Raw genomic sequence first — 25987 nt, 5'->3', positions numbered from 1 at the left:
CAGAAAAAGACGGGAGGAATTTGATGAGTAAGAATCCTTTTGAAACCGCCTTGACAACCCTGGCTGAAGCCAGTGAACTGGCAGGGATTGAACCTAATGTTGTCAAGATGCTCAGTCAGCCCAAACGGGTTTTTGAATTTGCCATCCCCATGAAAATGGATAATGGTGAACTGGAGATTTTCACGGCTTACCGGGTACATTATAACGATGCCCTGGGCCAGGTGAAAAATGGCCTGCGGTTTGTCCCCAATCTGGATTTGGATACAGTGAAAGCGCTGGGTTTCTGGATGACCATTAAACATGCAGTGGGAGGCATTCCCGCCGGCGGCGGCAAGGGCGGTGTGCGGGTGGATCCCGCCAAGCTCAGTGAAGGTGAACTGGAACGACTCTCCAGGGCTTACATCCGAAAACTTCCCATGAAGGGTGCCTGGGTGGATGTACCGGGCGCTGACATTGGCACCAGCGCCAAAACCATGGCCTGGATGCTGGATGAATACGAAGAAATCAACGGATTCCACAGCCCGGCAGCTATCAACGACAAACCGGCAGAAACCAGCGGTACCGTGGGCAGTATGGAAGCCACCGGCACTGGGGCCTTCTTTGTCACCATGGAAGTGATTAAAGATCTGGGCATTCCCAAGGGTGCCACTGTTGCCCTTCAGGGGTACGGGAATGTGGGGCGCATTGCTGCCCGGCTTCTGCATCAGGAAGGCTACAAAATCATCGCCGTGGCAGATATTCATGGCGGCATTCATCATCCTCAGGGACTGGACATGCCTGCCCTTGAAGCCTATGTGGATGAAACTCGTTCAGTCGTTGATTTTCCAGGTACCACTCCCATTACCAATGAAGCGCTGTTTGCCCTTGAATGTGATATTTTAATGCCTGCAGCCGTTCAGAGTGTGATTCATGAAGACAACGCTCATCAGGTGAAGGCCAGGGTGATCATGGAATGCGCCAATGGGCCGGTAACTCCAGAAGGTGAAAAAATACTGCAGGAAAAACAGGTGCATATTGTCCCCGACGTTCTGACAAACTGTGGCAGTGCCATTGTGTGTGCTTTTGAGCGCACCCAGGGCCTGACGGATTCCTACTGGGATCTTGAAACAGTGAATGCCAGATTGAAAGAACGCATTGTGAAGGCCTATCGTGAAACAATGGCAACGGCAGAGGCGAAACACACATCGCTGCGCAATGCTGCCTGGATCAATGCGCTGACAAAAGTCAGCAAATCCATGAAAGCGCGGGGCTGGGTCTAATCTCTGGTGGGTTTTCCGGTCTTTGTGGAAAACCCATTTTCCCTCACTTGTTTCCCTACCGGTATGAATTGTTCTCATCTGTCTGCTATACTGGGAAGAAAAAGTGAAAGTCAGGTGTATCAATCATGGAGAAAACAGAAAAAACCACTCAAAAGAAAGAAGTCAAAATTCCCAAATATCCGGTGCAAACCGTTGAAAAAGCATTGGAAGTCTTTGATTTACTTTCAGGAGACAACTATCGGGACGGGATCAGCATCAGTGAGTTGAGCAAGGAAATGAAGCTGGGAAAAAGCACGGTTCACCGCATTATGGAAACCATGGTGGCCAAAAACTACATTGAACAAAATGAGGAGAGCAAACGGTATCAGCTGGGTTGGAAACTCTTTGAAGTGGGAAATGTGATTCCCCGTCAGCGCAACTTGTATAACGTTGACAAGCAGATTCTTCAGGAGCTCTGCGACCACTGTGAGGAAACGGTGAACCTGGGGGTTCGGGTGAAAGACAGCGTGGTGACCATTTCCAAGGTAAGTCCCAAAACCTCCCTTATCGCCAACCTGCAAATTGGCGCCCGGGAATCCCTTCATGCCACCGCCATGGGAAAAGTCATGCTCTCGGAAATGACCCGGGAAGAAGTGATCCTCATTTTTGGAGACACACCCTTTGAAGTATATACCTCCAACACCATCACCAACATGGATGATCTGATGACCGAACTGGAGAAAATCAGACGCCAGGGCTACAGCATTGACGATGAAGAGTTCTGCGCGGGGCTTACCTGTGTGGCCATGCCGGTGAGAGACTACAAGAATGAGATTGTGGCGGCCGTGAGTGTCAGCGGTGCCAGCATTCGCATGACCTTCAACAAAATCAGCCAGATTCAGACAGGGCTGAAAGATGCCACCAACAGACTGTCGGTCTTTCTGGGCTGGCAGGGATAAAGGAGGGGATCAATGCCTCATGGATGCCATTCGGCAACAGATTGAAGCACTGGAAGAGGAACTCATCGCCCTGCGCCGGGATTTTCATGCCCATCCGGAAGTAGGGTTTGAAGAACACCGGACGGCGGCGGCAGTGGAAACCTACCTGGGGCAACTGGGAGTTTCCACCTGTCGCATGGCTGGAACCGGTGTGGTGGGCATGATACAAGGAACGAAACAGGAGCCGGTGCTGATGCTGCGGGCCGACATGGACGCACTGCCGGTGCAGGAAGAAACCGGTCTTCTTTACCAATCGCAAAACGAGGGCGTCATGCATGCCTGTGCCCACGATGCCCATACGGCCATACTGCTGGTGGCGGCTAAGGTGCTCATGCAACACCGGGAACAACTGAAAGGGACCATCAAGCTGGTGTTTCAACCCAATGAAGAGAATGCGGGGGCCCTGCCCATGATCGAAGCCGGCGTGCTGGAAAACCCACAAGTGGATGCAGCACTGGGCCTGCATGTCTGGACGCCGCTGAAAAGCGGTACTGTCGGATTGTCATCAGGTGGTGTGATGGCTGGCTTGGATATCTTCAGTATCACCATGCGGGGTGCCGGTGGTCACACCGGTTACCCGGAAACCGCCAGAGATCCGGTGATTGCTGCTGCCGACCTGATTCAAACGGCCCAGCGCATTCAAACCCGGGAAATCAGCCTGATGAAGCCCACGGTGATCATGTTCGGCAAAATCAGCGGCGGCACCAAAGCCAATATCATTCCCGACACAGTGACGTTGGAAGGCTCCATACGCACGCTCTATGATGACCGGGAAGACAGACCGGTGCAGCGGCTGCGCCGTCTGGCGGAACAAGTGGCCGCCACCCATGGCTGTACCTGTGAAATGACCTGGTTTCGGGAAAACATTCCGCTGATCAACCACCCGGCAATGACCCGGCTGATGACAGAAACGGCAGCCCGCGTCATGGGAGGCGACACGTGCCTGCTGCCCTATGCCAGTATGGCCAGTGAAGATTTTTCAGAATTCACTGCCCGGGTGCCTGGTGCCTTCGCTTTTCTGGGTGCCGGTGACGAAGAGAAGAAAACCCATTACCCCCACCATCACCCCAAGTTCAACATAGATGAATCGGTGCTGGTGAAAGGCGTGGAGCTGCTGGTGAAGGCAGCAATGGCTTATTTTCAGGCACCGGCAAGACCGGTGGCATCGGATGAGTCTGGGGTAGAGAACCGCCTGTAAGGGGATACCTGCCACGCATATTTACTGATTATTCGAAAGATTGCCAAGGATACACCAATCCCGCCTGCGCTGAAACCTGGAAGCAACGCAGCCAAAAAGCGCAGAAAGGGATGGTTAATAGAACATCGAGCCATAAAAGGAGGAGAAATAATGAAAAAAAGCACGGCGACCATGAAGAAACTGACCGTTTTACTGCTGCTGATTGCACTGGTGGGCACCATTGCACTGGCAGGCTGCGGCAGTCCGGCTCCAGCCCCCGCAGAACCTGCAGAACCTGCTGAACCGGCAGCACCATCGGAACCGGCAGAACCGGGAGAAGCATCTGGTGGACTGGTATTGGACCGCAAACTGGAGCCGAAGTTTGCTTCTGAAGAAATCGAAGGTGACTTCATGACCGTGTGGGCTGAGCATTATGCCGATCACATGCGGGAAGTCACCGACGGTATGTACGACGTGACGGTATACCCCTACGGAACCTTGGGTGACACCCGGGATATCAATGAGTTGGCTCAGTTGGGTGTGGTGGAATACGTCTTCACCGATTTTGCCTGGATCAGCGCCTTTGTTCCCGAGGCCCAGGTACTGGCTCTCCATTATCTGTGGCCAGATGAACGGATTGGAGAAGCCATGGACTGGGTGGTGCGCAACGGAGATTTCATGGACGTTCTTGAAGAAGCTTTTCGCCGTAACGGACTGGTTCCCTTGAGTCTCATGTACGAAGGCTGGCAGACCATCACTTCCAACCGTCCCATTCAGAATGTGGATGACATGCGGGGATTGAAAGTGCGGGTCATGGGATCAGCGCTGCTGGTGGAAGACTACCTGGCTTATGGGGCGGCACCCACGCCCATGAACTACGGAGAAATTTATGGGGGCCTGCAGACCAACCTCATTGACGGACAGGTGAATCCCATTTTTGCCATCCGCAGCATGAACTTCTATGAAGTGCAGGACTACCTCACTGAAATATATGCAGAACCCTTCACCGGCATCCCCACGGTGAACATGCAGTTCTTTGACTCACTGCCCCCGGAAATGCAGCAGGAAATGCGAAATTGGTGGATCGATGCCATTATTCCGGCAGCCGAATGGATTGAAGCCCGCCATGAAGAAGATCTGGCGGCCATGATGGCTGAGCGGCCTGAAATTGTGTATCACGAAATCAGAGGCGAAGAGCAGGAGGCTTTTAGAGAACTGGCCATGCCTGTCTACGATAAGTTCCTGGAAATCGGCGGGCCACAGGCTGAGGAAATTCTGGAAGCCTTGCTGAATGACATCGAAAATGCCAAGGCAGCTCTGGGAATTGACTAACCACTAATACAGCTACTTTTCTCCGGCAAACCGATGGATGGTTTGCCGGAGAACTCTGAAAGGAGTGTCGCCATGGAAGCAGAAAATAAGATGAGTTTCTCCTTTCTTTTTAAAGTCTTTGGTCGTGCCTTTGACTGGTTTGAGGTGATTGTGCTGTCGCTGGGTGTTTTTTGCCTGGCCACGCTGGTGATTGTCAATGTGTTTGCCAGAACCTTTTTTGTCAGCATCTATTTTGTGGAAGAACTGACAGAACTGCTGGTGGTCCTCATCACCTTTGTGGGGGTCAGCTACGGCGTCCGAAAAGCGCGGCACATTCGAATGGGTGCCTTCTTTGACGCCATGAACCCCAAAATGCAAAAAGTGATGATCATTATCATCTGCACCATCAGTGCTGTGGTCATGTTTCTGCTGTCCAGCTATGCCTTTAGCTACATGAGCACTGCCCGAACCATGTCTCACCGTACGCCGGCTTTGCGGCTGCCCTACTGGACTTTTCTGGCCATTATCCCCCTGGGTTTCTTCTCTGCCGGGGTTCAGTATGTGCGAACCATCATTAAAAATCTGACGGTGCCTGAGGTGTGGCTGTCACCGGAACAACAGGGTGAATATGAGGCAGAGGAACTGCAGCAGCTGGCAGAAAAGTTTGAAGACATGGCGGAGGAAATGGTGGAAGAAATGAAGGAACTTGAAGATACTGACAAATCAGGCCAGCATCCGCCCATGGCTTAAGAGAGAGGTGAGAACATGCTACTACTGGTAGGTACCATGATTACCAAACTGCTGTTGGGATTTCCCTTCATGGTTGTTTTGCTGGGATCTCTCATTCTCTACATTTACGTCAATATGCCCACTTTCAACATGAATGTCATCATTCAACAGGTGGTCACCGGAATGATTCCGCCGTCATTGGTGGCGGTGCCCATGTTCATTCTGGCAGCCAATATCATTACGGCAGGACAGGCAGCGAAACGGCTGATTCGTATGGTAAAAGCTTTTTTGGGGCATATTCCCGGCGGGCTGGCCATTACCACCAATGCCGCCTGCACCCTCTTCGGAGCCGTATCCGGATCAACCCAGGCTACTGTGGCAGCCATTGGCGGCACCATGCGGCCCATGCTGCTGGAAGCTGGTTACTCCAGTCCCTTTACCCTGGGACTCATCATCAATTCCAGTGATATTGCCTTTTTGATTCCCCCCAGTATCGGGTTCATCGTTTATGGTGTTGTCACAGGCACTTCTGTGGGAAAACTTTTTCTGGCGGGAGTGGGGCCGGGACTGCTGATCTTTTTCATGTTTTCCATTTACTGTGTCTATTACTCCAAGAAAAATAACATTGCCGGTATTCCCAAAGCCGATGCCAAAGAGCGAATGGATGCAGTAAAGGGCGGCATTCTGGTGATGGGATTTCCGGTGATTATCATTGGAGGTATCTATGGCGGCTTTTTCAGCCCCACAGAAGCGGCGGCTGTTTCGGTGCTGTACGCACTGATCCTTGAGGGAATCATCTACCGCACCATTCGTTTTGGGGATCTCATCGATCATTTTCTGCAAACGGGTGTTGTCACAGGAGTGGTCTTTATCCTGGTGGGGGCCGGCAGTGCCTTTTCCTGGCTCCTCAGCTTTCTGCGCATTCCCCAAACATACCTGCCCCTGCTTTTTGGAGAAAATCCGTCCTATTTATATGTGATCTTCATTGTGGTGGCGGCTTACTTCATTGCCTGCATGTTTGTGGACCCCATTGTGGCCATTTATGTGCTGAGTCCCATCTTTGCACCTTACGTCATTCAGACCGGGGTAGATCCCATTCTGCTGGGAGTGCTGGTGGTGCTGCAGTGTGCCATCGGTTCGGCAACACCTCCCTTCGGCTGCGACATTTTCACCGCACAGCTGATTTTCAGACGACCCTATTTGGAAATTATTCGTAACACCCCGCCGTTCATTGCCATTCTCATGCTGGCGACGGTGCTGCTGGTGCTTTTCCCTCAAATTGCCCTGTTCCTGCCCAATTCGGCACTCTTTTAGACAGCAGGAGGCGATGAGATGATCTATCGAAAAAAACCGGGTCAGGTCAGTTACGGCGAAGCCATTGGCATCTTATTACTGGACAGTGAGGCCCCTTTCATTCCGGGAGATGTGGCCAATGCCACCACCTATCCTTTTCCCGTTCGCTTTCAACGGGTGCCGGGATTAACGGTGAAGCGGATTTTAAGCCATGATCTCTCGGCACTTGATGAGGTGATGGCAGCAGCCAGAGAGCTGAAACGGGAAGGGGTGAGGGCGATTACCAGCGACTGCGGGTTCATGGCCCTCTATCAGCAGGCGTTGCGGGAAGAGCTGGATCTGCCGGTCTTTCTCTCTAGCCTGCTGCAGGTTCCCTTTCTGGCACACCTGATTCCCGACCAACATAAAATGGGTATTTTAACGGTTGACTCCAATGCGTTAACCCCGGCAGTACTGGCCCTTTGTGGTGCCAATCTGGGTGAACGCATCCGAATGAAAGGCTTACAGCAGGCGCCTGCTTTTTCATCGGCCTTTATTGAAGAAACCGGTTTGCTGGATGTCAAGCGGGTGGAAGAAGAAGTGGCGGCTGCCGCTGTGGCTCTGGTGAAAGAAGACCCGGCAGTGAAAATAATTCTCCTGGAATGCAGCGTACTGCCTCCCTACGCACCGGCGGTGCAGCGGGCGGTGGGACTGCCGGTTTTCGATTTTGTCACCATGATTCACTACGTTTTTTCGGCAGTGGTACGTGAAGCAGACGGCAGATTTTTGTAAGAACGCGGATGGCCAGTGACTACCAATAAGGAGGGAACAGAAGATGGCGGTTTTTTCAAAAGAGGAGTACATGGAACGGGTGCGCCGGACCAAGGAAAAAATGAACGAATGGGGCATCGACCTGTTGTTCATTTCTCAGCCGGCCAATATGAACTATCTGTCAGGATACGACGGTTGGAGCTTTTATGTGCACCAGTGCCTGTTGGTTTCCCTGGAACAGGAGGAGCCGGTGTGGATCGGCCGGGGCATGGATGCCAATGCGGCGCGGCTCAACAGTATCCTGTCCCATGAAAACATTCTCGAGTATGCAGATGATTACGTCCAGTCCACGGTGAAGCATCCCATGCATTACATGGCAGATGTGATTAAACAGCGAGGCTGGGACAAAGGGCGCATCGGGGTGGAAATGGACCAGTTTTATTTCACCCACCGGGCCTATGTGGAGCTGGAAAAATCCCTTCCTGATGCCACCTTTAAAGACGCCAATACCCTGGTGAACTGGGTGCGGGTGATCAAATCGGATGCAGAGATCGGGTTTATGAAAATTGCCGGTGAAATTGCCCACCATGTGATGACCGCCGCCCAGGAAGTCATCGCTCCATGGGTGCGGGAATGCGATGCCGCTTCGGCCATTGCAGCTGTTCAGTATCGGGGTACAGCACAGCACAGCGGCGATTACCCGGCCATCGTACCACTGATGATGGCGGGAGAAGGCACCAAAACCCCTCACCTCACCTGGACAGAAAAACGATACGAGAATGAAGAAGCAGTGTTGCTGGAACTCTGCGGTGTTTACAAGCACTATCATGTTCCCATTGCCCGCACCATGTATCTGGGGCAGGAACCTCCGGCTCTGATGAGGGATACAGGAAAGACCGTGCTGGAAGGGCTGAGCGCTGCCTTGGACATGATTAAACCTGGTGTAACCGCCGAAGAAATCGAAGCCACCTGGCGCAGGACCATTGAGAAAACAGGTCTGGTGAAAGAATCCCGCATCGGCTATTCCATCGGAGTGAATTACCCGCCAGACTGGGGCGAGCAGACCATCAGTGTCAGACCCGGTGATAAAACCGTGGTGCAGAAAAACATGGCCCTGCACCTGATTCCCGGAATCTGGCTGGATGATGTGGGTTTTGAGGTGGATGCCTCGTTCTATGTGACAGACACGGGCATTCAGCATTTCTTTGATTATCCCCTGGAAATCTGCGTGAAGCGGTGACACCATGACAGCACTTAAAAATACCCTGTTAAGCTGGCAGTCATTGGAACTGCAGCATGTACTGGCGGCACAGCGGCGCATCAGGGGAATCGTGTGGCAGACACCCCTGATTCCTGCACCACGGTTGACACAATCTATGGAAGCGTCATCCATTTATCTAAAACTGGAATCCCTGCAACATACCGGGGCCTTCAAGCTGCGGGGCGCTGCCAATAAAATCATGGGACTCACTGAGGCTGAAAAACAGCGGGGTGTGATTACCTTCTCCACGGGAAACCATGGCCGTGCAGTGGCTTATGCGGCTAGGGAAGCCGGGGTGAAGGCAGTGGTATGCCTTTCGGAACATGTGCCGAAAAACCGGGTGGCCCTGGTGGAACAGCTGGGGGCAGTTGCAGAAGTGGGGGGAAAATCTCAGGATGAGGCTGAAGCCCATTATGAACACCTGATCAGGGAACAGGGCTATGTGGCGGTGCCCCCATTTGATGACCCGGCGGTCATTGCCGGCCAGGGCACGGTGGCCCTGGAGATGCTGGCAGAGCAACCGGAGCTGGATACTCTTCTGGTACCGCTGTCCGGCGGCGGTTTACTGGCGGGAACAGCCCTGGCGGCAAAAGCCATTAACCCCCAGATTCACATCGTCGGTGTTTCCGTTGACCGGTCACCGGCCATGCTGAAAAGTCTGAAGGCAGAAAAGCCGGTGGCCATTGAAGAACAGGAGACATTGGCCGGATCACTGTTGGGAGGCATCGGCAGAGAAAATCACTACACCCTGCCGCTGATCCGCAAGCTGGTGGATCAGCATGTGGTGGTGAAGGAAGAAGCCATTGCCGCCGGCATGCGGTATGCCCTTGAACACCACAGCCTGGTGATTGAAGGGGCGGCGGCTGTGGGAGTGGCAGCACTGCAACAGGGCCAGGTGGCAGCAGCCGGCAGGCGCATTGGCATCATACTCAGCGGCAGCTGTGTGGAGCCTGAACAATACCTGGCACTGATGCAGGAAACCTTCAGGACAATTTGAAAACATTTCATGTAAGAAAGGGGCTTTTCATGAACAAAAAAGCGATTCATCCAGCAGCGGCACCCCTGCCGGCAGGACCATACAACCATGCCATCATTGCCAACGGATTTGTGTTTGTCAGCGGTCAGACACCGGAATATCCGGGAACTGATGAGGTGGTGCCCGGTGGCATCAAAGAGCAGACCCATCAGGTGATGAAAAATATTCAGGCGATCCTTGAGGCGGCCGGCAGCACCATGGCCGACATCGTGAAAGTGGATGTTCATTTGAAAGATCTGGCTGATTTTATGGAATTCAACCAAGTCTACGGCCAGTACGTCTCTGAGCCCTATCCGGCCCGAATTACCGTGCAAAGCGTTCTTTTTGAAGCTGTGCTGCTGGAGGTCAGCGTGACCGCTCTGGCAGGCGAATGATGTCACCTCCCCGGAAGTTTTTTTTCCGGGGAGTACCCTTCTCTGGGAACGGGGATGAACAATGATGCTGTCTGAAGAAAACAAAGGGTACCTGATGGTGGCGGCGGCCAGTGTGTTGTGGGGCACCATGGGCGTCAATGCCCAGTTGTTGTATGACAGAGGACTGGAAGCCAGCCATATTGTCTTTTGGAAGCTGGCCTTCGCCTTTCTCATCACAGCCGTCTGGATGATCTTCCGGCAGCCGGGCCACATGGTCATCAGCCGCCGGGGACTGCTCATCACCATGTTTATGGGATTTTACGGTCAGGCATGTTATAATGTCTTTATTTTCAACGCCATTGAATACACCGGCGTGGCCACGGCCACCATTCTGCTGTATACCTCCCCCGCATTTGTTATTCTCATGTCCCGGCTGCTGTTCAAAGAATTGCTGACCCCCCTGAAGCTGACGGCCCTGGTTCTCTGCACTGTCGGCACAGTTGTCACCGTGACAGAGGGGCGGCTGGATCTTCTGGAAATCAACAGATACGGTGTCGTGATGGGATTACTGGCAGGCTTCACTTTTGCCGTTAACACAGTGGCAGTGAAGCACCTCACCCGCCATTACAACCGCTGGACTCTGGGACTTTACTTTTTTGGATTTGGGGCGCTTTTTGCCATTCCTTTGACTGATCCCCTGGGGGTGTTTGCCGTGAATCCGGAACCGGTGGTCTGGCTGGGATTGTTTCTTCAGGGTTTGCTTCCCACTGCCATGGGGTATGGGCTCTATATCCGCGCCTTTTCCCACGGTATTGAGGCCTCCAGGGCAGGGATCCTCACCACCCTTGAAATCATTGTGGCCGTAGGTGCGGCAGCGCTGCTGCTGGGTGACCGCCTGGGGGGTATGAAGATCCTGGGGATTTTAATGGTGTTTTTGTCAGTGGTGATGGTGCAGCACAACCAGGCACTTTGGAGTCGGTGGAAACGACCGACTGCCTGAGGTATGGATGATGGACTGTTGAGATGTGATCAACAGGAAGGGAAGGAGCGGAAAAATTCATGACGCAAGCAGTGGTGGAAAATCAACATATCCGCCTCAGAGAAACAGTGCCTGAAGACCTTGACTGGGTCATGGCAACGGAGGGACATCCTGATAACCGGGACTATGTGTACAACTGGTCGCAGGAACGGCACCTGGCCTGCATTGCTTCAGAGGATGAAAAGCATTTCATGGTCACGCTGGTGGAAGATGACCGTCCCGTTGGTTACGTCATTCTCTCGGGTCTGACCAGTGAGCATCAGGTGATTTCCTTCGATCGAATCACTGTCGCAGAAAAAGGCAGGGGTTATGGGCGTCAAACTGTTCGGCTGATTAAGCAGCTTTGCTTTGAATCCTACAAGTGTCATCGGTTGTGGCTGGATGTGTTTGATTTCAACCCTCAGGCCCGACGGCTCTACGAATCGGAGGGGTTTGTTTTTGAGGGAACCCTGCGGGAATGCAAGAAAAAAGGCGATGATTTTCTCTCCATGCACGTATTGTCCATGCTGGACAGGGAGTACAGGGAATGGACCCCTGTCGACGATTTTGCGACGGAAAGGTGATAGGATCACTTTGGCTGACCAAAGCATCCTTCTGTCAAAAATGTACAACGAATAAGGATGAAAATCACATGTTGTTGGATCAAGAAATAAATCGGGACATTCCTGTTCCCGCCTGATAGATGGTGGGAACTGCATTTTTCTTCAACAAAAGCGTCGAATTATATAAATTCACCTTGTGGCATTTTGACAATTGACAAGGGACAACGGGTATACTATGCTAATGATTGAATTGGTGTTCTGAATATTATAAAAAAGCTCCTTCAGCCATTTTCACCAATAACCGCAGGCATGCGGATCATTGTAAAACGTTTACAAAAAAGGAGGATGTATGATGAAAAGCGACATTCAGATTGCCCAGGAAGCAGTGCCAAAGGATATCCGTGAAATAGCGGGTAAACTGGGGTTGACGGAAGACCAGATTGATTTATACGGAAAGTACAAAGCCAAGGTGCACACTGATTTTCTACAGGGTGAAACCAACGAAAAAAGTGCCAAGCTGATTTTAACCACTGCCATCAACCCCACACCGGCGGGTGAAGGCAAAACCACCACCACCATTGGGGTGGCCGATGCCCTGGCACGACTGGGTAAAAATACCATCGTCGCCCTGCGGGAACCCTCACTGGGCCCTGTGTTCGGTGTTAAAGGCGGTGCTGCCGGCGGCGGATACGCTCAGGTGATTCCCATGGAAGACATCAACCTTCATTTCACCGGCGATCTTCATGCCATTGGAACAGCCAATAACCTGCTGGCTGCCATGATTGACAACCACATCCAGCAAGGCAATGCCCTGGGCATTGACAACCGTAAAATCACCTGGAAACGGGCCATGGACATGAACGACCGGCAGCTTCGCAGCATGGTCAACGGCATGGGCGGCAAAGGAAACGGCGTGCCCCGGGAAGACGGCTTTGACATCACCGTTGCCTCGGAAGTCATGGCGGCCTTCTGCCTGGCCTCCACCCTCACAGACCTGAAAGAGCGCATCAGCCGCATGGTCATTGGCTACACTCGCGATGATAAACCCATCACTGCCGGCGATCTGAAAGCTGCCGGAGCCCTGACAGCCCTGCTGAAAGATGCCATTAAACCCAACCTGGTACAAACCCTGGAAGGCACTCCCGCCTTCATTCATGGCGGTCCCTTCGCCAACATCGCCCACGGCTGTAACTCTCTGATGGCCACCCGTACCGCCATGCACTTTGCTGACTACGTGGTGACGGAAGCCGGCTTCGGAGCTGACCTGGGAGCTGAAAAATTCATTGACATCAAGTGCCGTATGGCCAATATCAAGCCAGACGCTGTCATCATCGTGGCCACCGTTCGCGCCCTGAAATCCCACGGCGGCGTAGCCAAGGCCGACCTGAACGAAGAAAACCTTGCAGCACTTAAAAATGGCTTGCCAAACCTGATGAAGCACGTGGAAAACATCACCCAGGTCTTTGGTCTGCCTGCTGTGGTAGCCATCAACCGGTTCCCTCTGGATACAGAAGCTGAGCTGGCCATGGTGCGCGAAGCCTGCAATGCTGCCGGCGTCAACGTGGCCCTTTCTGAAGTGTGGGCAAAAGGCGGCGAAGGCGGGGAAGAAGTGGCCCGTGAACTGATGCGTCTCATGGAAGAAAATGATGGCAGCAAGTTCAGTTATGCCTACGAAGTGGATCAGCCCATCATGAAAAAAATCGAAGCCATTGCCACCCGCGTTTATGGTGCTAAAGACGTTGCTTTCTCAGGTGCTGCTGAAAAAGAAATTAAAAAACTGGAGAAACTGGGCTTTGGAAACCTGCCCATCTGCATGGCCAAAACCCAGTACTCTCTGTCAGATGAACCCACCCTCATCGGCCGGCCAGAAGGCTTCACCGTCACCGTGCGCTCCATTAAAGTATCTGCCGGTGCCGGATTCCTGGTAGCCCTGACAGGCGACATCATGACCATGCCCGGACTGCCAAAGGTACCTTCTGCAGAGCATATCGATGTGGATGAAACCGGCAAAATCTCAGGGTTGTTCTAAGCATCGGAAATAAAAAAGTGAAGCGGAGACCTGTGTCTCCGCTTTTTAATCATGAACGTGAACATGGACATGAATCGGAGGATGAAAGAGGAGGATGACCCATGGCGACACTGTTAAAAGGAAAACCGGTGGCAGACGCCCTGTCCGCCGCTATTCGCGAAGAGGTGGATTATCTGAAACCCAAAGGCATCCAACCGGCCCTGACACTCATTCGGGCAGGTGAAAAGCCGGATGACAAGGCATATGAACGGGCCATTATCAAACGTTGCGAATCAGTAGGTGTCAAGGTTAACAGCGAAGTGGTACCGGAAAACATCAGCCAGGCAGATTTTTTCAGACTGCTGGATCAGCATAACCAAGACCCGGCGGTGCATGGCATCCTGATTTTTCGCCCCCTGCCCAAACATCTGAAAGAGGGGGAAGTCCAGTACCGTATCGCGCCGGAAAAAGACGTGGACGGTTTTCACCCGGTGAATGCCGGCAAGTTGCTGACGGGAGACCCCGCGGCTTTTGCCCCCTGCACCCCCATGGCAGTGATGGAAATTCTGAAGCACTATGAAGTGGCACTGTCCGGCAAACGGGCGGTGGTACTGGGGCGTTCCATGGTGGTGGGCAAACCTGTGGCCCTGCTGCTGTTGGCAGAAAATGCCACAGTGACCATTGCTCATTCCCGCACCCAAGATCTGGAAACAGTGACATCAGAAGCAGATCTACTGGTGGCCGCCATTGGGCGTTCAGAATTTGTGACAGCGTCTCACATCAAGAAAGGTGCCGTGGTGGCAGACGTGGGCATCAACGTGGATGATGCCGGCAATTTGACTGGTGATGTGGCCGCTGCTGCTGCAGAAGAAATGGCTGACGCCTATACACCCGTACCTGGCGGCGTGGGTTCGGTGACCACTGCGGTGCTGGCAAAACAGGTGATTAAAGCCTGCAAGTTGCAGCTAAAGTGAGAAGTCGGTAACAGATCAGAAGTGAATGATCAATCAGACAGGCTGAAGAGCGGATGATAAGTCCGCTCTTTTTTTGATGCTTAAATGGCGCATGGATGGCTGTCAGGATGGAAATCGCTCAAAATATCTTAAAGATAGAAAATGCCTATGAAAAATGAAAAAAGCATTGAGCTTATTGATTGGACGCAGCGTTTAAAGTGACAGTATAATAGCTGGTGGCACGTTAAATAAATAACCAACATCCAGAGGAGGAACACCATGTTATTCAAATTAAAAGAAAAAAACATCAGGCTGGTACTGCTGCTACTGGTACTGACGCTGATGGTGGGCTGTTCAGGAAGTACTGAAGCAGATAATGCCGAAATTCCGGATCTGAAAGTGGCATATGTGTTCACCAATCACCAAACACCACTGATGGTGGCGGCCAGCAGGGCAGAAGCCTTTGAAGCAGACGGAACCTGGCTGAAAACAGTGATTGAACGGGAACAATACGTGCTGATGGAAGGCGATGCACCCATTGCCAATATTGATTTGATTGTCAATAAAAATGGCTCAGAAACCATGACCATGATGACCCAGGGCCATGTGGATCTGGCGCTGGCTTCCAGTGCCGCATTCATTTCGGCTGTGGATAAGGGCGCAGAACTGAAAATGTTGTGTCCCGTGCACACGGAGGGGATTGGTCTTGTGATGGCCCAGGATGCTGACGTCGACAACTGGGAAGCCTTTGCTGCCATGACCCGTGAAGCTGATGCACCTGTTATGGTGGGATACCATTCACCCACCAGTGCACCAGTGATTCTCTTTGCTGCGGCACTTGATGATGCTGGACTCAGCTACACCAAAAATCCCGATGATGTGACAGCGGATATTTTGCTGGTGGATCTCAAAGGCACCAATAATTTGTTGCCGGCACTGACCAGCAAGCAAGTGGAAGCCTGGGTAGGGCCATCACCATACCCCGAATTGGCAGTCACTGAGGGTGTTGGAAAAATGGTGCTGGATCTTCGGGAAATGCCCCCTGCAGGAAAATGGCATGATTTTCCCTGCTGCGTGGCCGGTGCCACACAAGAAACCATTGACAATCACGGCGAGGCGGTGGAAGCATTTACCAGACTGCTGACAGTTGCGGCAGACTATGCAGCCAATCATCCAGAGGAGGCCGCGCAAATCACCTCAGATTTTACAGGGGTGTCACTGGAAGCAGCCAGAATGTCTGCGATTAAATACACTACCAACCCCAGCGAAACATGGGTGACAAACCTGGGACTGGTGTATGATGTACTGCATGAAAGTGACAGCCTGAACGAACAGTTTGCAGACAAAACTTATGAAGAAACTCATGACGACATTTTTAATTTCAGCTTTATCCGCTCAATTCTGGGACAGTAGGCAAGCATTAACGGCTAATGATGAGCTGGAATGCAGTGACTGTGGCGTCAGACAGAAAACACACAGGGAGATACCCATGAACAAACAACTTAACTGGATCAAATGGATCATGCCGGTGATACTGCCGGTTTTCTTTTTAATCATATGGCAGGTGGCTGCTGTGAAAATGGATAACCGGATGGTACTGCCCACAGTCAATGCGGTCTTGTCCATATTAGCAGAACCGACAGCTGAACTGGTTAGCATCGGTTCGCTGATTCGCAACACCTGGATCAGCCTGCTCCGGGTTGCGCTGGGATACCTGGCGGCGACCATGATTGCCATTCCGCTGGGAGTTTTCATCGGCTACTCCAAAAGACTTGACCGACTGGTGATGCCGTTCCTGAGTCTTTTTCGCCCAATAGCTCCCCTGGCCTGGGTTCCCCTGGTACTGGCCTGGTTTGGTGTCAGCAGCCTGGCCACCATGATGGGAATCAGAGGCGGTCAGTACTATTCGCTATTGCACAACATTAAACTGTCGATGATCTTTATCATTTTTATCGGAGCTTTTTTTCCGATTTTGACCAATAGCATCTATGGTGTCAAAAATGTGAAGCAAACCCTTGTGGATTCAGCCAAAACCCTGGGGGCAACCAGACGTGAAATGATGATAAAAGTGTTGCTGCCTGGAGCCCTTCCTTCAATGGTGACAGGACTACGCGTGGGCCTTGGCGTTGCCTGGATGTGTCTGGTATCTGCGGAAATGCTGCCGGGAAGTCTGGCGGGGATCGGATATCTGATTACACACGCCTATACCCTTGCCCGTACAGATATTGTCATTGCCGGCATGATTTGCATTGGCCTTGTGGGTGGGTTGATGGATTACCTGTTTTGCAAAATTGAAGATCGATGGTTTCGCTGGCAAAAGCTTGAGAAATAAGGGGTATGTGTCATTGGGGGGCTCGTTAAATGATTGAAGTACAGCATGTATCAAAGGTGTTTCATACGGAAAAAGGACAGCGGGTATTGGCAGTCAATGATATTCAGCTGGAAATTGATCACCAGGAGTTTGTCTGTCTGGTTGGGCCAAGCGGGTCAGGAAAATCAACCCTGCTGCGGTTGATGGAAGGGTTGATTGAACCCACTGAGGGGCAGGTGCGTGTTCTCGGCGAGGAGGTTCGTGGTCCCAGAAGTGACGCGGCCATGGTTTTTCAGGAATACTCTCTGATGCCTTGGAGAACCGTTCTTGATAACGTGACTTTTGGGCTGGAACTGCGACAAGTGAAACGGGCGGAACAGAAAGAGCAGGCCATGGCGCTTTTGCAACGATTTGGACTTCATGAATTTGCCCAGTGCCTTCCCTATGAACTGTCGGGTGGGATGAAGCAACGAGCGGCCATCGCCAGAGCACTGGCTGTATCTCCCAAAATCCTTTATATGGATGAACCTTTTGGGGCTCTTGATGCCTACACCCGGTATCAAATGCAGCAGGACTTGATAGATTACTGGGTGGCCGATAAACGGACCATTGTGTTTGTCACCCACAGCGTGGAAGAGGCGGTTTTTCTGGCCACAAGAGTGGTTCTGATGAGTCCTCATCCGGGAGAAATTGTAGCAGAGTACACCATTGATCTGCCTTATCCCAGGGATCGCTGGTGCGATAAATTCGGAGCACATTTCAAAGAGATTCTCCAGCGGTTGGATGAGGTGAGCCGTCAGTAGAAAGGCATCTGCTACCATTCATGAAAATGGACGCAATCTATATGAGAAGGAGCGATGAACTAATGAACAGACCGGCCATGATGGAAAAAATCGAAGAACTGCGGGGCGTCAATTCAGTTAAAATCAAGGAGGCCAGCGAAGCAGGACGCAAGATAGTGGGGATGTACTGTGTGTTTTCGCCCCAGGAAATTGCCCTGGCGGCAGGAGCGATACCGGTTAGTTTGTGCGGCACCAGCAACGACCCTGTGGAAGCGGCTGAAAAAGAGCTTCCCCGCAACCTCTGCCCTCTCATCAAGTCAAGCTACGGATTTGCCATCACCGATAAATGCCCCTACTTCTATTTCTCGGATATTCTGTTGGCAGAAACCACTTGTGACGGCAAGAAAAAAATGTACGAGCTCATGGGAAAATTAAAACCCATGCATTTAATGAACCTTCCCCAGACTGCCGATGGAGAAGAAAACCTGGCCCTCTGGAAAAATGAGATGGTGCGCTTTAAAAGCTACCTGGAAAACACGCTCAAGGTGGAAATCACCGAAGATAAGCTGAAAGAAGCCATCAAACTGGTGAATCGGGAAAGAGAAGCCATGAAACGGCTTCATCAGTTGAATGCTCACAAACCAGCGCCGCTGACAGGCATGGACATGATGAAAGCCCAGTGGATTAAAGGGTTTAATGTCAACAAAGAAGATGGCATTGAGATGGTGGAGCAGCTGATTCGTGAAGTGGAAGAAAATCTGGATGCTTTAAAGGCGGCAATGGGACAGGAGGGACCTCGTATTCTCTTGACAGGCGTGCCGGTGGGTATTGGTTCTGACAAGGTGATTCGTCTCATTGAAGAAGGCGGCGGCCGTGTGGTTGCACTTGAAAACTGTACCGGCTACAAAGGTTTGGATGTGTTGGTGGACGAAACCAAAGAGCCGTTGCAAGCCCTGGCAGAAAAATACCTGAGCACCCCCTGCTCATGTATGTACGACAACCAGGGACGACTGGATCTGATTGCCCGTATGGCAGCGGAGTATCAGGTTGACGGCGTGTTGGATCTCACCTGGCAGGCCTGTCACACCTACAATATCGAGTCATTCTTTGTCCGGGATTTTGTGCGGGAAGAACTGGGTCTCCCCTTTATTCAAATTGAAACCGATTACTCAGAATCAGACGCAGGTCAGTTGAAGCTGCGCATTGACGCATTCCTGGAAACCATTACCACTCAATGCTGAGAAGTGAAGAGGAGAAGACGAAATTGTCATTGTTAACAGTAGGAATTGATATTGGATCAACTGTCACTAAAGGAGCATTGATGTCGGATGGAGCAGTGATCGGCACATGCCGCATGCCCACCGGCTGGAGCCCTAAAGAAACAGGTCAGCACCTGCTGTACACCTTGCTAAAGGAGCATCGGGTAAGCCTGGAATCAGTCCATCGAGTAGTGGCCACCGGCTATGGGCGCCAGACCATGGAAAAGGCCCATAAGCAGGTTACAGAAATTACCTGTCATGGGAAAGGTGCCTACTTTATTAACCCTGCCAATCGTACAGTCATCGATATTGGCGGCCAAGACACTAAAGTAGTGCGCCTGGATGACCAGGGCAATGTGGTTGATTTTATCATGAATGACAAATGTGCCGCTGGCACAGGAAGATTTTTGCAAGTCATGGCGACTCATATGGAAGTGGATGTTAGCCAGTTAGAAGAACTTGCCAGGGAAGCGGCGCCCATTCAGTTGAACAACATGTGCACTGTATTTGCAGAGTCAGAAGTGGTGGGGCTTTTAGCCACAGGCGCTTCTAAAGCCAGCATTGCCGCTGGCCTCCTCACTTCCGTGGCCAGTAAAATCTGCACCCAGGCCCAGCGGGTGGGTGTGGTGGAAGGCGTTTATTTTTCTGGTGGATTGGCAGAAAACCGCTATCTGCAACGGGCGATTCAAGATAAACTGGGAGTCACACTGCAACTTTCCCCCTTGGCCCAGTTTACCGGCGCCATTGGAGCGGCTCTCATGGGATGATACAACAACGACAGGCAAGAAAATAAAGAAGACACAATACAAAGATTGGAGCGGAGACGATGAACAAAAAAATTGCATTTTTATTAGCAGTGGTTTTATTGTTGGTGACAGCTTGTGGGAGCACCCAAACATCACAGGCGCCATCTGGCGAACAGGAATCCAAGTCGCAAGAGACGGCTTCAGTAGAGACGGGGGCATATAAAATTGCCATTGTGACTCCCACTCTTTCTGCCAGCGAAGATGAGTTTCGGGCAGGTCAAAACATGGTTGAAAAGTACCCGGACATCGTGAAGCATATCAGCTTGCCGGATAATTTTACCACAGAAGTGGAAACAGGAGTCAGCCAAATTGTCAGCCTGGCAGATGATCCGGAAATGAAAGCGATTGTTATTGCTGCAGGATACTCCGGTCTGATTACCGGTCTTCAGCAAGTAAAGGAGCAACGGCCAGACATTATTACAGTGACAGCGCCCATTTGGGATGATCCGGAAATGATGGCCCAGTACATTGACATTAATCTGGACACAGACTGGGGTAGACGAGGCGTCACCATTGCAGAAAAGGCCCATCAAATGGGAGCGGAAACCTTTATTCATTATTCTTTCCCCACACACCTTGGCCGTGAAATGATCTCTAGACGGAAAGACATGATGCAGGAAACATGTGAGCGACTGGGCCTGGAGTTTGTAGAAGTGGTAACACCAGATCCTCAGGCTGGAGACGGCGTAGCCCCGATGCTCCAGTTTTTACGGGAAGATTTGCCAAGACAGGTAGAAAAGTATGGGCCTGACATCAACATTTTTGGAACAAACTGTCCCATGTATGATGTGATCCTTGATGAAGCCCTTAAGTTGAAGTTCATGGTGGCAGAACAGTGCTGTCCCACACCCACGCAGGCCTACCCAGCAGTGATGAGCCTGGAAATTGCACCGGAAGATATTGCCAATTATGACAAAATCAACGCCATGATCAGTGAAAAAGCCGCTGCAGCCGATATGACAGGCAGACTCTCTGGTTGGCCCATGCCCGTCACCATTTTCCTTCCAGAGTACGCCGTTGAGCTTGCAAAGGAAATTATTGACAAGGATCTGGACATTAAGACTGACGTGATGAACAAAAAGTTCTTGGATGATTTTTCCTATCGTACCTTTGGAGTGAATACAGATTTTGAGCCCATGAATGGGGATGCAGATAACTTCTACCTGATGATCATGGAGTCTATTTTCTATTAAGTCAGGGCAAAATTGAAAGAGCTTGGGAGTTTGATGCCCAAGCTCTTTTTCAAAAATGAAGGGCAAGAAACCATTGGGTAAGGAGGAACAGCCTTGGCAGTTGTACTGGAAGGAAGAAAACTGACGAAAATATTTCAGGAGAGCATTGCATTGAAAGACGTCAGTTTCACCCTGAGGGCTGGAGAAATACATGGAATCGTAGGGGCAAATGGTTCTGGAAAAAGCACTTTAATGAATATACTCTACGGAAGCCGCGTGATTCGTGAAACAGGCGGGTATGAAGGCTGCCTCATCATGGAAGGCAATGAAGTTAAGTTTAACAGCACAAAAGATGCCAACAAAGCTGGTGTAGGGATGGTTCATCAGGAATTGGCATTGGTGAGGGAGCTGGAAGCGGCAGAGAATATTAAGCTAAATCGGGAGCATCTGGTGTCCTGGACAAAAAAAGTGGCGGGAAAGCAACTGGGGTATGTCCATTGCCAGCAAAACAGAGAAGATGCAAGAAAAATCTTTCGTGATATGGGAATCACCTTGGACCCTGCCACGTTGGTGGGTCGTTTATCCATCTCCATGAAGCAAATGGTGGAGATCGCCCGAGAAATGGATAAAAATGATCTAAAAGTGCTGCTCTTGGACGAGCCAACGGCACCCCTTGGTCCCACTGAGGCAAAATGGATGATGAATGCTATTCGATTGATTGCAGAGCGGGGGACGGCGGTGGTGTTCATCTCACATCGTCTGGAAGAGGTTGCCGCTCTGTGTCACCGCATTACTGTCTTGCGGGACGGAGTCATTGCTGCACAGTACGATCACCCACCTGACTTTGATGTGACAGCCATTGCCCAGAACATGATTGGAAGAACAGTGCTGCAGGCATCTAATGGAAAGAGGCGGACAATCAAGAAAGGATCGAAGCCGCTTCTGTCATTTGAACAGTATGGAAGGACTACAGGTGCTTGGGCTGGTAGGCCCACGGCTTTGGAACTGTATGAGGGGGAAATCCTGGGCATTACAGGGATGGCTGGACAAGGCCAGGAGATGTTTGGCTACGGCCTCTTCGGCCTGCTCCCTGTGGAAGGAACGGTGACTTATCAAGGGAAAACAATGAAAATGGGGAATGTTGAGGAACTGGTTCAACAAGGGATGTATCTATTGCCGGATGAGCGTAAAGAGCTGGGCATCTTGGGGGACAGCCCCATATGGAAAAACATTGTCATTGGCAAAGGCGGCCATCAGCAACGCTTCTTGAAATACCCATCATTGAAGGGCTTATCCCCTTTAAGGCAGGATGCCATCCAGGTGTATGCGGATCAGATAATTCAGCAGTTCCAGATTAAGTGTCTTAGCTACCAACAGCCAGTGGGCCAGTTAAGCGGCGGTAATCAACAGAAAGTATGCATTGCCCGAGCCATAACCACCCATCCAAAGGTATTGTTCATTGGTGAACCGACTCGGGGCATCGATATCTATTCCAAAGAACGGATACTGGAAATGCTCCTTACAATGCGGGAAGATAGGGGACTCACCATTGTGGTGTCCTCAGGAGAGCTCTCAGAACTGAGAAGGATTTGTGATCGCATTGCCATTATGTATGAGGGATGCGTGGTGGATGTGTTAACCCCGGAACAGCCAGAAACGGAGTTTAGCAGGGTTTTTGCCGGAAGACGAAGGAGCACGGACGATGAAAATTAATCTGAAGCTACCCCAAGTGATGATTCTTGGGTACTTGTTGTTTCTTGTGGCATGCATGGTCTTTTTGCAAGTCCCATTTGCGGCTTTGATCAACGATTCTATTGTAAAATGGGCAATGAATGGGGTGCTGGTCTTATCTCTCATCCCCATGATCCATGTGGGCGCAGGTGTGAATTTTGGCATGGGAATTGGTATCTCAGCTGGGCTGCTGGGGATGTGCCTGGCCATTGAATGGCGCTTGGCAGGATGGACTGGCTTTGGCGTTTCCCTGCTGTGCGGGATGATCATTGCCGTCCCCTTTGGATACCTGTATGCCATGCTGTTAAACCGGTTAAAGGGGCGAGAGGAAATCATGGGCACCTTCATCGGGTTTGCCTTTATTCCCCTGATGAACCTCTTCTGGACAATGGCCCCTTTCACCAACCGTCAAATGCTTTATCCTGTAGGAGGACAAGGATTAAGACCCCGTATCTCCCTGGAGCATTATTTTGGAAGAATACTGGATGACACACTGGTCATGAACATTGGATCCATACAGGTGCCCGTTGCTCTTATGGGCTTTGTGCTGCTGATTGCCGGACTCCTTCATTTTTTCATGAAGACCCAGACTGGCTATGAAATGGAAGTCGTTCGCCAAAATGAACGCTATGCGGTTTTGTCAGGATTGAACATTCATCACCATAGAACCTTGGGAATCATTTTGTCGGCAGTGGTGGCAGCCATGGGGATTTGTGTCTATGCTCAGAGCTATGGGTTTGTACAACTCTATGATGGGGCCCAGATGATGGCTTTCCCTGCGGTATCTGCGCTTCTCATCGGTGGAGCGGGGAGAAGTAAAGCCACAGTCAGCCAGGCATTGGTGGGAGCCTATTTATATCAGACCACTTACTTACTATCGGTTCCGGTGGCAAACGCCTTCTTGGTCCCGGAAATGTCGGAAATGATCCGTATGATGGTCACCAACGGCATCATACTCTATGCGTTCCTGCAGGAAGGAAGAGGAGGTCTCTATGAAAAAAGGTAGACAGTTCATTGTTCCGTTGGTGTTCCTCATTCTATCCATCGCAGGTATCCAGGCTGCAGGCCTGAGCCTTGCTTATATGGGCGGTGAAGTGTATGCCAGAATCGTGAGAAACGGGGTGATGGTGCTTGCGTTGCTCATTCCTATTATGGCGGGTATGGGAATCAACTTTGCCATTTCCATTGGTGCCATCAGCGCACAGGTCGGGTTGATTCTGGCCCTGGATTTTCAGGTTCCCGGTCTGGCAGGGCTGTTGTTTGCACTGACGGTTGGTCTCATTCTTTCTTACTTCAGTGGATGTATGATTGCATGGGTGTATAATCGGGCAAAAGGCAAGGAAATGATTTGTGGGATTGTCATGAGTTTTCTGGCCACCAATCTGTATCATCTTGTTTTTATGGTGGGGTATGGAACGGTTATTCCGGTAAGAAACTCTCAACTGGTGCTGTCGAAAGGTGTTGGGTTAAGAAACATGTTGGACACCGTCATGTACAAGAATTTGTTTGACAGTGTGCTGACGCTCCATACAGTGCGAGGATCCTATTCCATGGTACCCTTTATCATCATTGGAGTGGTCGCAGTATTCATCGCTTATGTGAGAAGGACACCGCTGGGTTACCGTTTTAGAGTGGTGGGAGAGAGCCTTGACATTGCAGAGAAGCTGGGGATAGATATTGACGAAACCCGAAAGAAAGCCATTGTACTCTCTACCATGATGGCTTCTTTAGGCCATCTGCTGTTTATTCAGAATATGGGAGTGGTGAATGTGTACACAGGGCATCTCAATGTGAACATCTTTGCTGCAGCGGCGTTAATGGCGGGCGGGGCCACATTGAAGCGGGCCACTATTACCCAGGCATTTCAAGGACTAATTCTGTTCCACACACTGTTCATTGTTTCTCCCATGGCAGGACAGAACCTGTTTGCCAATGCAGCCCTGGGTGAGTACTTTCGAAGCTTTATAGCTTACGGGACCATCGTTTTTGCATTAATGATGAGCCTGAAGCAACAGGAAGGAGAATTAGTATGAAGCAGTTTGGCGAGCATTATCAGGAAACCATCGAAGCCAATGTATTTCAAGAAGGAAGAAATCTGATAGAAGCGGGCGCTAAAGTGGTGGGGATCTACTGTGCTTTTACGCCGGAAGAGGTCATTGCTGCAGCCAAAGCCATCCCGGTATCCTTATGTGCAGGAACGGAAAAGCCTATTCCAACGGCAGAAAAACACCTACCAAGAAATCTGTGTCCCTTGATCAAAGCAAGCTATGGACATGCCTTGGATGATACCTGCCCCTATTTTCATTACAGTGATTTTCTGTTTGCCGATGCTACCTGTGATGGAAAAAAGAAAATGTTTGAGCTGTTAAAGGGGGTCAAGCCTGTACATGTGCTTTACTTGCCACAAACCTATGAACAGGCTTCCAGCGTGAAGCAATGGATGGATGAAATTCATCGGATGATTGAAATCTTAGAACGGGAAACAGGCAATATAATTACCGAAGAAGCTTTAAGAGAACAAATCAAGCTATTCAACGAGCATCGTCAGACGGTCCAACAAGTCTATGAACTGAATCGAGGGGACATACCATTTGTCTTTGGAAGAGAAGCAGATGTGATTACCGGCGGGGGTGGATTTGACTGTCATATCGACAGGCGTATTCAGGAAATGAAAGAGGCGATTACCTTGCTTCAACAACGGAAAGGGGAACCTGCCTTCATGCAGGAAATGGCAGATAGGCCACGCTTACTTTTGACAGGATGTCCTTCCACCAATAAAAAGGTGATGCATTTGTTGGAAGACAGTGGTGCGGTGATTGTGGCCATGGAAACATGTGGTGGTCTGAAAACTGTCAGTCGAAGGGTGAATGAAAATCAGGAGCCTCTTGCTGCTTTGGCCGAATATTATGTAAACATTGCCTGTCCATGTATGACACCCAATCCCGGAAGGTTTCAGCTGCTAAAAGAGTTGATTCACAGTTATCGAGTAGAAGGGGTGGTGGAACTGACTTGGCATGCATGCCATACTTATAATGTGGAGGCAGAACAAGTGAAGCGATTTATCACTAAGGACTGTGATATGAAATACCTTCACATAGAAACAGATTACTCAGAAAATGATATTGGTCAATTAAGGCTGAGAATTGAAGCTTTTGTTGAGATGCTTCAATCAGAAAGAGAAAAAAGATGAGTTCATCCAAATCATTGTCATTATAATAACAATTGTTGCATCTTTCGA

The 25987-nt window shown here is 50.8% G+C and carries 24 protein-coding genes; all 24 read left to right on the top strand.

Going from position 1 to position 25987, the window contains the following annotated elements; all coding sequences use genetic code 11:
• The first annotated feature begins 23 nt into the window (after positions 1 to 23).
• Positions 24 to 1259 (top strand): Glu/Leu/Phe/Val family dehydrogenase, encoded by a 1236-nt coding sequence (locus AAIG11_RS08925; protein WP_343185895.1) that lies wholly within the window; start codon positions 24 to 26, stop codon positions 1257 to 1259.
• 125 nt (positions 1260 to 1384) lie between these two features.
• Positions 1385 to 2197: an IclR family transcriptional regulator gene (locus AAIG11_RS08920; protein ID WP_343185894.1), complete on the top strand. Its 813-nt coding sequence runs from the start codon at positions 1385 to 1387 to the stop codon at positions 2195 to 2197.
• A 19-nt stretch (positions 2198 to 2216) separates the two neighbouring features.
• A complete protein-coding gene (locus AAIG11_RS08915) occupies positions 2217 to 3434 on the top strand; it encodes a M20 metallopeptidase family protein (protein ID WP_343185893.1) in 1218 nt (405 codons plus the stop codon).
• 150 nt (positions 3435 to 3584) lie between these two features.
• On the top strand, positions 3585 to 4745 hold the full coding sequence (locus AAIG11_RS08910; protein WP_343185892.1) for a TRAP transporter substrate-binding protein: 1161 nt from the start codon (positions 3585 to 3587) through the stop codon (positions 4743 to 4745).
• A 72-nt stretch (positions 4746 to 4817) separates the two neighbouring features.
• The gene (locus tag AAIG11_RS08905; RefSeq protein ID WP_343185891.1) at positions 4818 to 5474 is read left to right on the top strand and encodes a TRAP transporter small permease; all 657 of its coding nucleotides are present in this window, start codon (positions 4818 to 4820) and stop codon (positions 5472 to 5474) included.
• A gap of 15 nt (positions 5475 to 5489) precedes the next feature.
• Positions 5490 to 6767, top strand: a complete 1278-nt coding sequence (locus AAIG11_RS08900) for a TRAP transporter large permease (RefSeq protein WP_343185890.1) — start codon at positions 5490 to 5492, stop codon at positions 6765 to 6767.
• Positions 6768 to 6785: 18 nt separating this feature from the next.
• Complete coding sequence (locus AAIG11_RS08895; RefSeq protein WP_343185889.1) at positions 6786 to 7517, top strand: aspartate/glutamate racemase family protein; 732 nt, start codon at positions 6786 to 6788, stop codon at positions 7515 to 7517.
• 43 nt (positions 7518 to 7560) lie between these two features.
• Entirely contained in the window at positions 7561 to 8736 is a 1176-nt protein-coding gene (locus AAIG11_RS08890; protein WP_343185888.1) for a M24 family metallopeptidase, read from the top strand.
• 4 nt (positions 8737 to 8740) lie between these two features.
• Entirely contained in the window at positions 8741 to 9754 is a 1014-nt protein-coding gene (locus AAIG11_RS08885; protein ID WP_343185887.1) for a pyridoxal-phosphate dependent enzyme, read from the top strand.
• Positions 9755 to 9783: 29 nt separating this feature from the next.
• Complete coding sequence (locus tag AAIG11_RS08880; RefSeq protein WP_343185886.1) at positions 9784 to 10167, top strand: Rid family detoxifying hydrolase; 384 nt, start codon at positions 9784 to 9786, stop codon at positions 10165 to 10167.
• Positions 10168 to 10231: 64 nt separating this feature from the next.
• Positions 10232 to 11146, top strand: a complete 915-nt coding sequence (locus AAIG11_RS08875; RefSeq protein WP_343185885.1) for a DMT family transporter — start codon at positions 10232 to 10234, stop codon at positions 11144 to 11146.
• Between the two features lie 59 nt (positions 11147 to 11205).
• Positions 11206 to 11748, top strand: coding sequence for a GNAT family N-acetyltransferase (locus tag AAIG11_RS08870; RefSeq protein ID WP_343185884.1), 543 nt, complete (start codon positions 11206 to 11208; stop codon positions 11746 to 11748).
• Between the two features lie 331 nt (positions 11749 to 12079).
• Positions 12080 to 13756: a formate--tetrahydrofolate ligase gene (locus AAIG11_RS08865; RefSeq protein ID WP_343185883.1), complete on the top strand. Its 1677-nt coding sequence runs from the start codon at positions 12080 to 12082 to the stop codon at positions 13754 to 13756.
• A gap of 101 nt (positions 13757 to 13857) precedes the next feature.
• Complete coding sequence (locus AAIG11_RS08860) at positions 13858 to 14709, top strand: bifunctional 5,10-methylenetetrahydrofolate dehydrogenase/5,10-methenyltetrahydrofolate cyclohydrolase (protein ID WP_343185882.1); 852 nt, start codon at positions 13858 to 13860, stop codon at positions 14707 to 14709.
• A 258-nt stretch (positions 14710 to 14967) separates the two neighbouring features.
• Positions 14968 to 16101, top strand: coding sequence for an ABC transporter substrate-binding protein (locus tag AAIG11_RS08855; RefSeq protein WP_343185881.1), 1134 nt, complete (start codon positions 14968 to 14970; stop codon positions 16099 to 16101).
• A 76-nt stretch (positions 16102 to 16177) separates the two neighbouring features.
• Positions 16178 to 17020, top strand: coding sequence for an ABC transporter permease (locus AAIG11_RS08850; protein ID WP_343185880.1), 843 nt, complete (start codon positions 16178 to 16180; stop codon positions 17018 to 17020).
• Between the two features lie 29 nt (positions 17021 to 17049).
• Positions 17050 to 17802, top strand: a complete 753-nt coding sequence (locus AAIG11_RS08845; RefSeq protein ID WP_343185879.1) for an ABC transporter ATP-binding protein — start codon at positions 17050 to 17052, stop codon at positions 17800 to 17802.
• Positions 17803 to 17879: 77 nt separating this feature from the next.
• Positions 17880 to 19022 (top strand): double-cubane-cluster-containing anaerobic reductase, encoded by a 1143-nt coding sequence (locus tag AAIG11_RS08840; RefSeq protein ID WP_343185878.1) that lies wholly within the window; start codon positions 17880 to 17882, stop codon positions 19020 to 19022.
• 23 nt (positions 19023 to 19045) lie between these two features.
• Positions 19046 to 19807: an acyl-CoA dehydratase activase gene (locus AAIG11_RS08835; RefSeq protein WP_343185877.1), complete on the top strand. Its 762-nt coding sequence runs from the start codon at positions 19046 to 19048 to the stop codon at positions 19805 to 19807.
• Positions 19808 to 19866: 59 nt separating this feature from the next.
• A complete protein-coding gene (locus tag AAIG11_RS08830; RefSeq protein WP_343185876.1) occupies positions 19867 to 21039 on the top strand; it encodes a DUF3798 domain-containing protein in 1173 nt (390 codons plus the stop codon).
• Between the two features lie 93 nt (positions 21040 to 21132).
• Entirely contained in the window at positions 21133 to 22731 is a 1599-nt protein-coding gene (locus tag AAIG11_RS08825; RefSeq protein ID WP_343185875.1) for a sugar ABC transporter ATP-binding protein, read from the top strand.
• Positions 22721 to 23755 (top strand): ABC transporter permease subunit, encoded by a 1035-nt coding sequence (locus tag AAIG11_RS08820; RefSeq protein WP_343185874.1) that lies wholly within the window; start codon positions 22721 to 22723, stop codon positions 23753 to 23755. The genes AAIG11_RS08825 and AAIG11_RS08820 overlap by 11 nt, the downstream gene beginning before the upstream one ends.
• On the top strand, positions 23742 to 24782 hold the full coding sequence (locus AAIG11_RS08815) for an ABC transporter permease subunit (protein ID WP_343185873.1): 1041 nt from the start codon (positions 23742 to 23744) through the stop codon (positions 24780 to 24782). The genes AAIG11_RS08820 and AAIG11_RS08815 overlap by 14 nt, the downstream gene beginning before the upstream one ends.
• On the top strand, positions 24779 to 25939 hold the full coding sequence (locus tag AAIG11_RS08810; RefSeq protein WP_343185872.1) for a double-cubane-cluster-containing anaerobic reductase: 1161 nt from the start codon (positions 24779 to 24781) through the stop codon (positions 25937 to 25939). The genes AAIG11_RS08815 and AAIG11_RS08810 overlap by 4 nt, the downstream gene beginning before the upstream one ends.
• The last annotated feature ends 48 nt before the right edge of the window (positions 25940 to 25987 follow it).

This window comes from Anoxynatronum sibiricum, from assembly GCF_039414295.1.
Classification (GTDB): Bacteria; Bacillota; Clostridia; order Peptostreptococcales; family Tindalliaceae; genus Anoxynatronum; species Anoxynatronum sibiricum.
The sequence above is the reverse complement of the archived record's forward strand: the minus strand, read 5'-3'. Positions and strand labels throughout refer to the sequence as shown.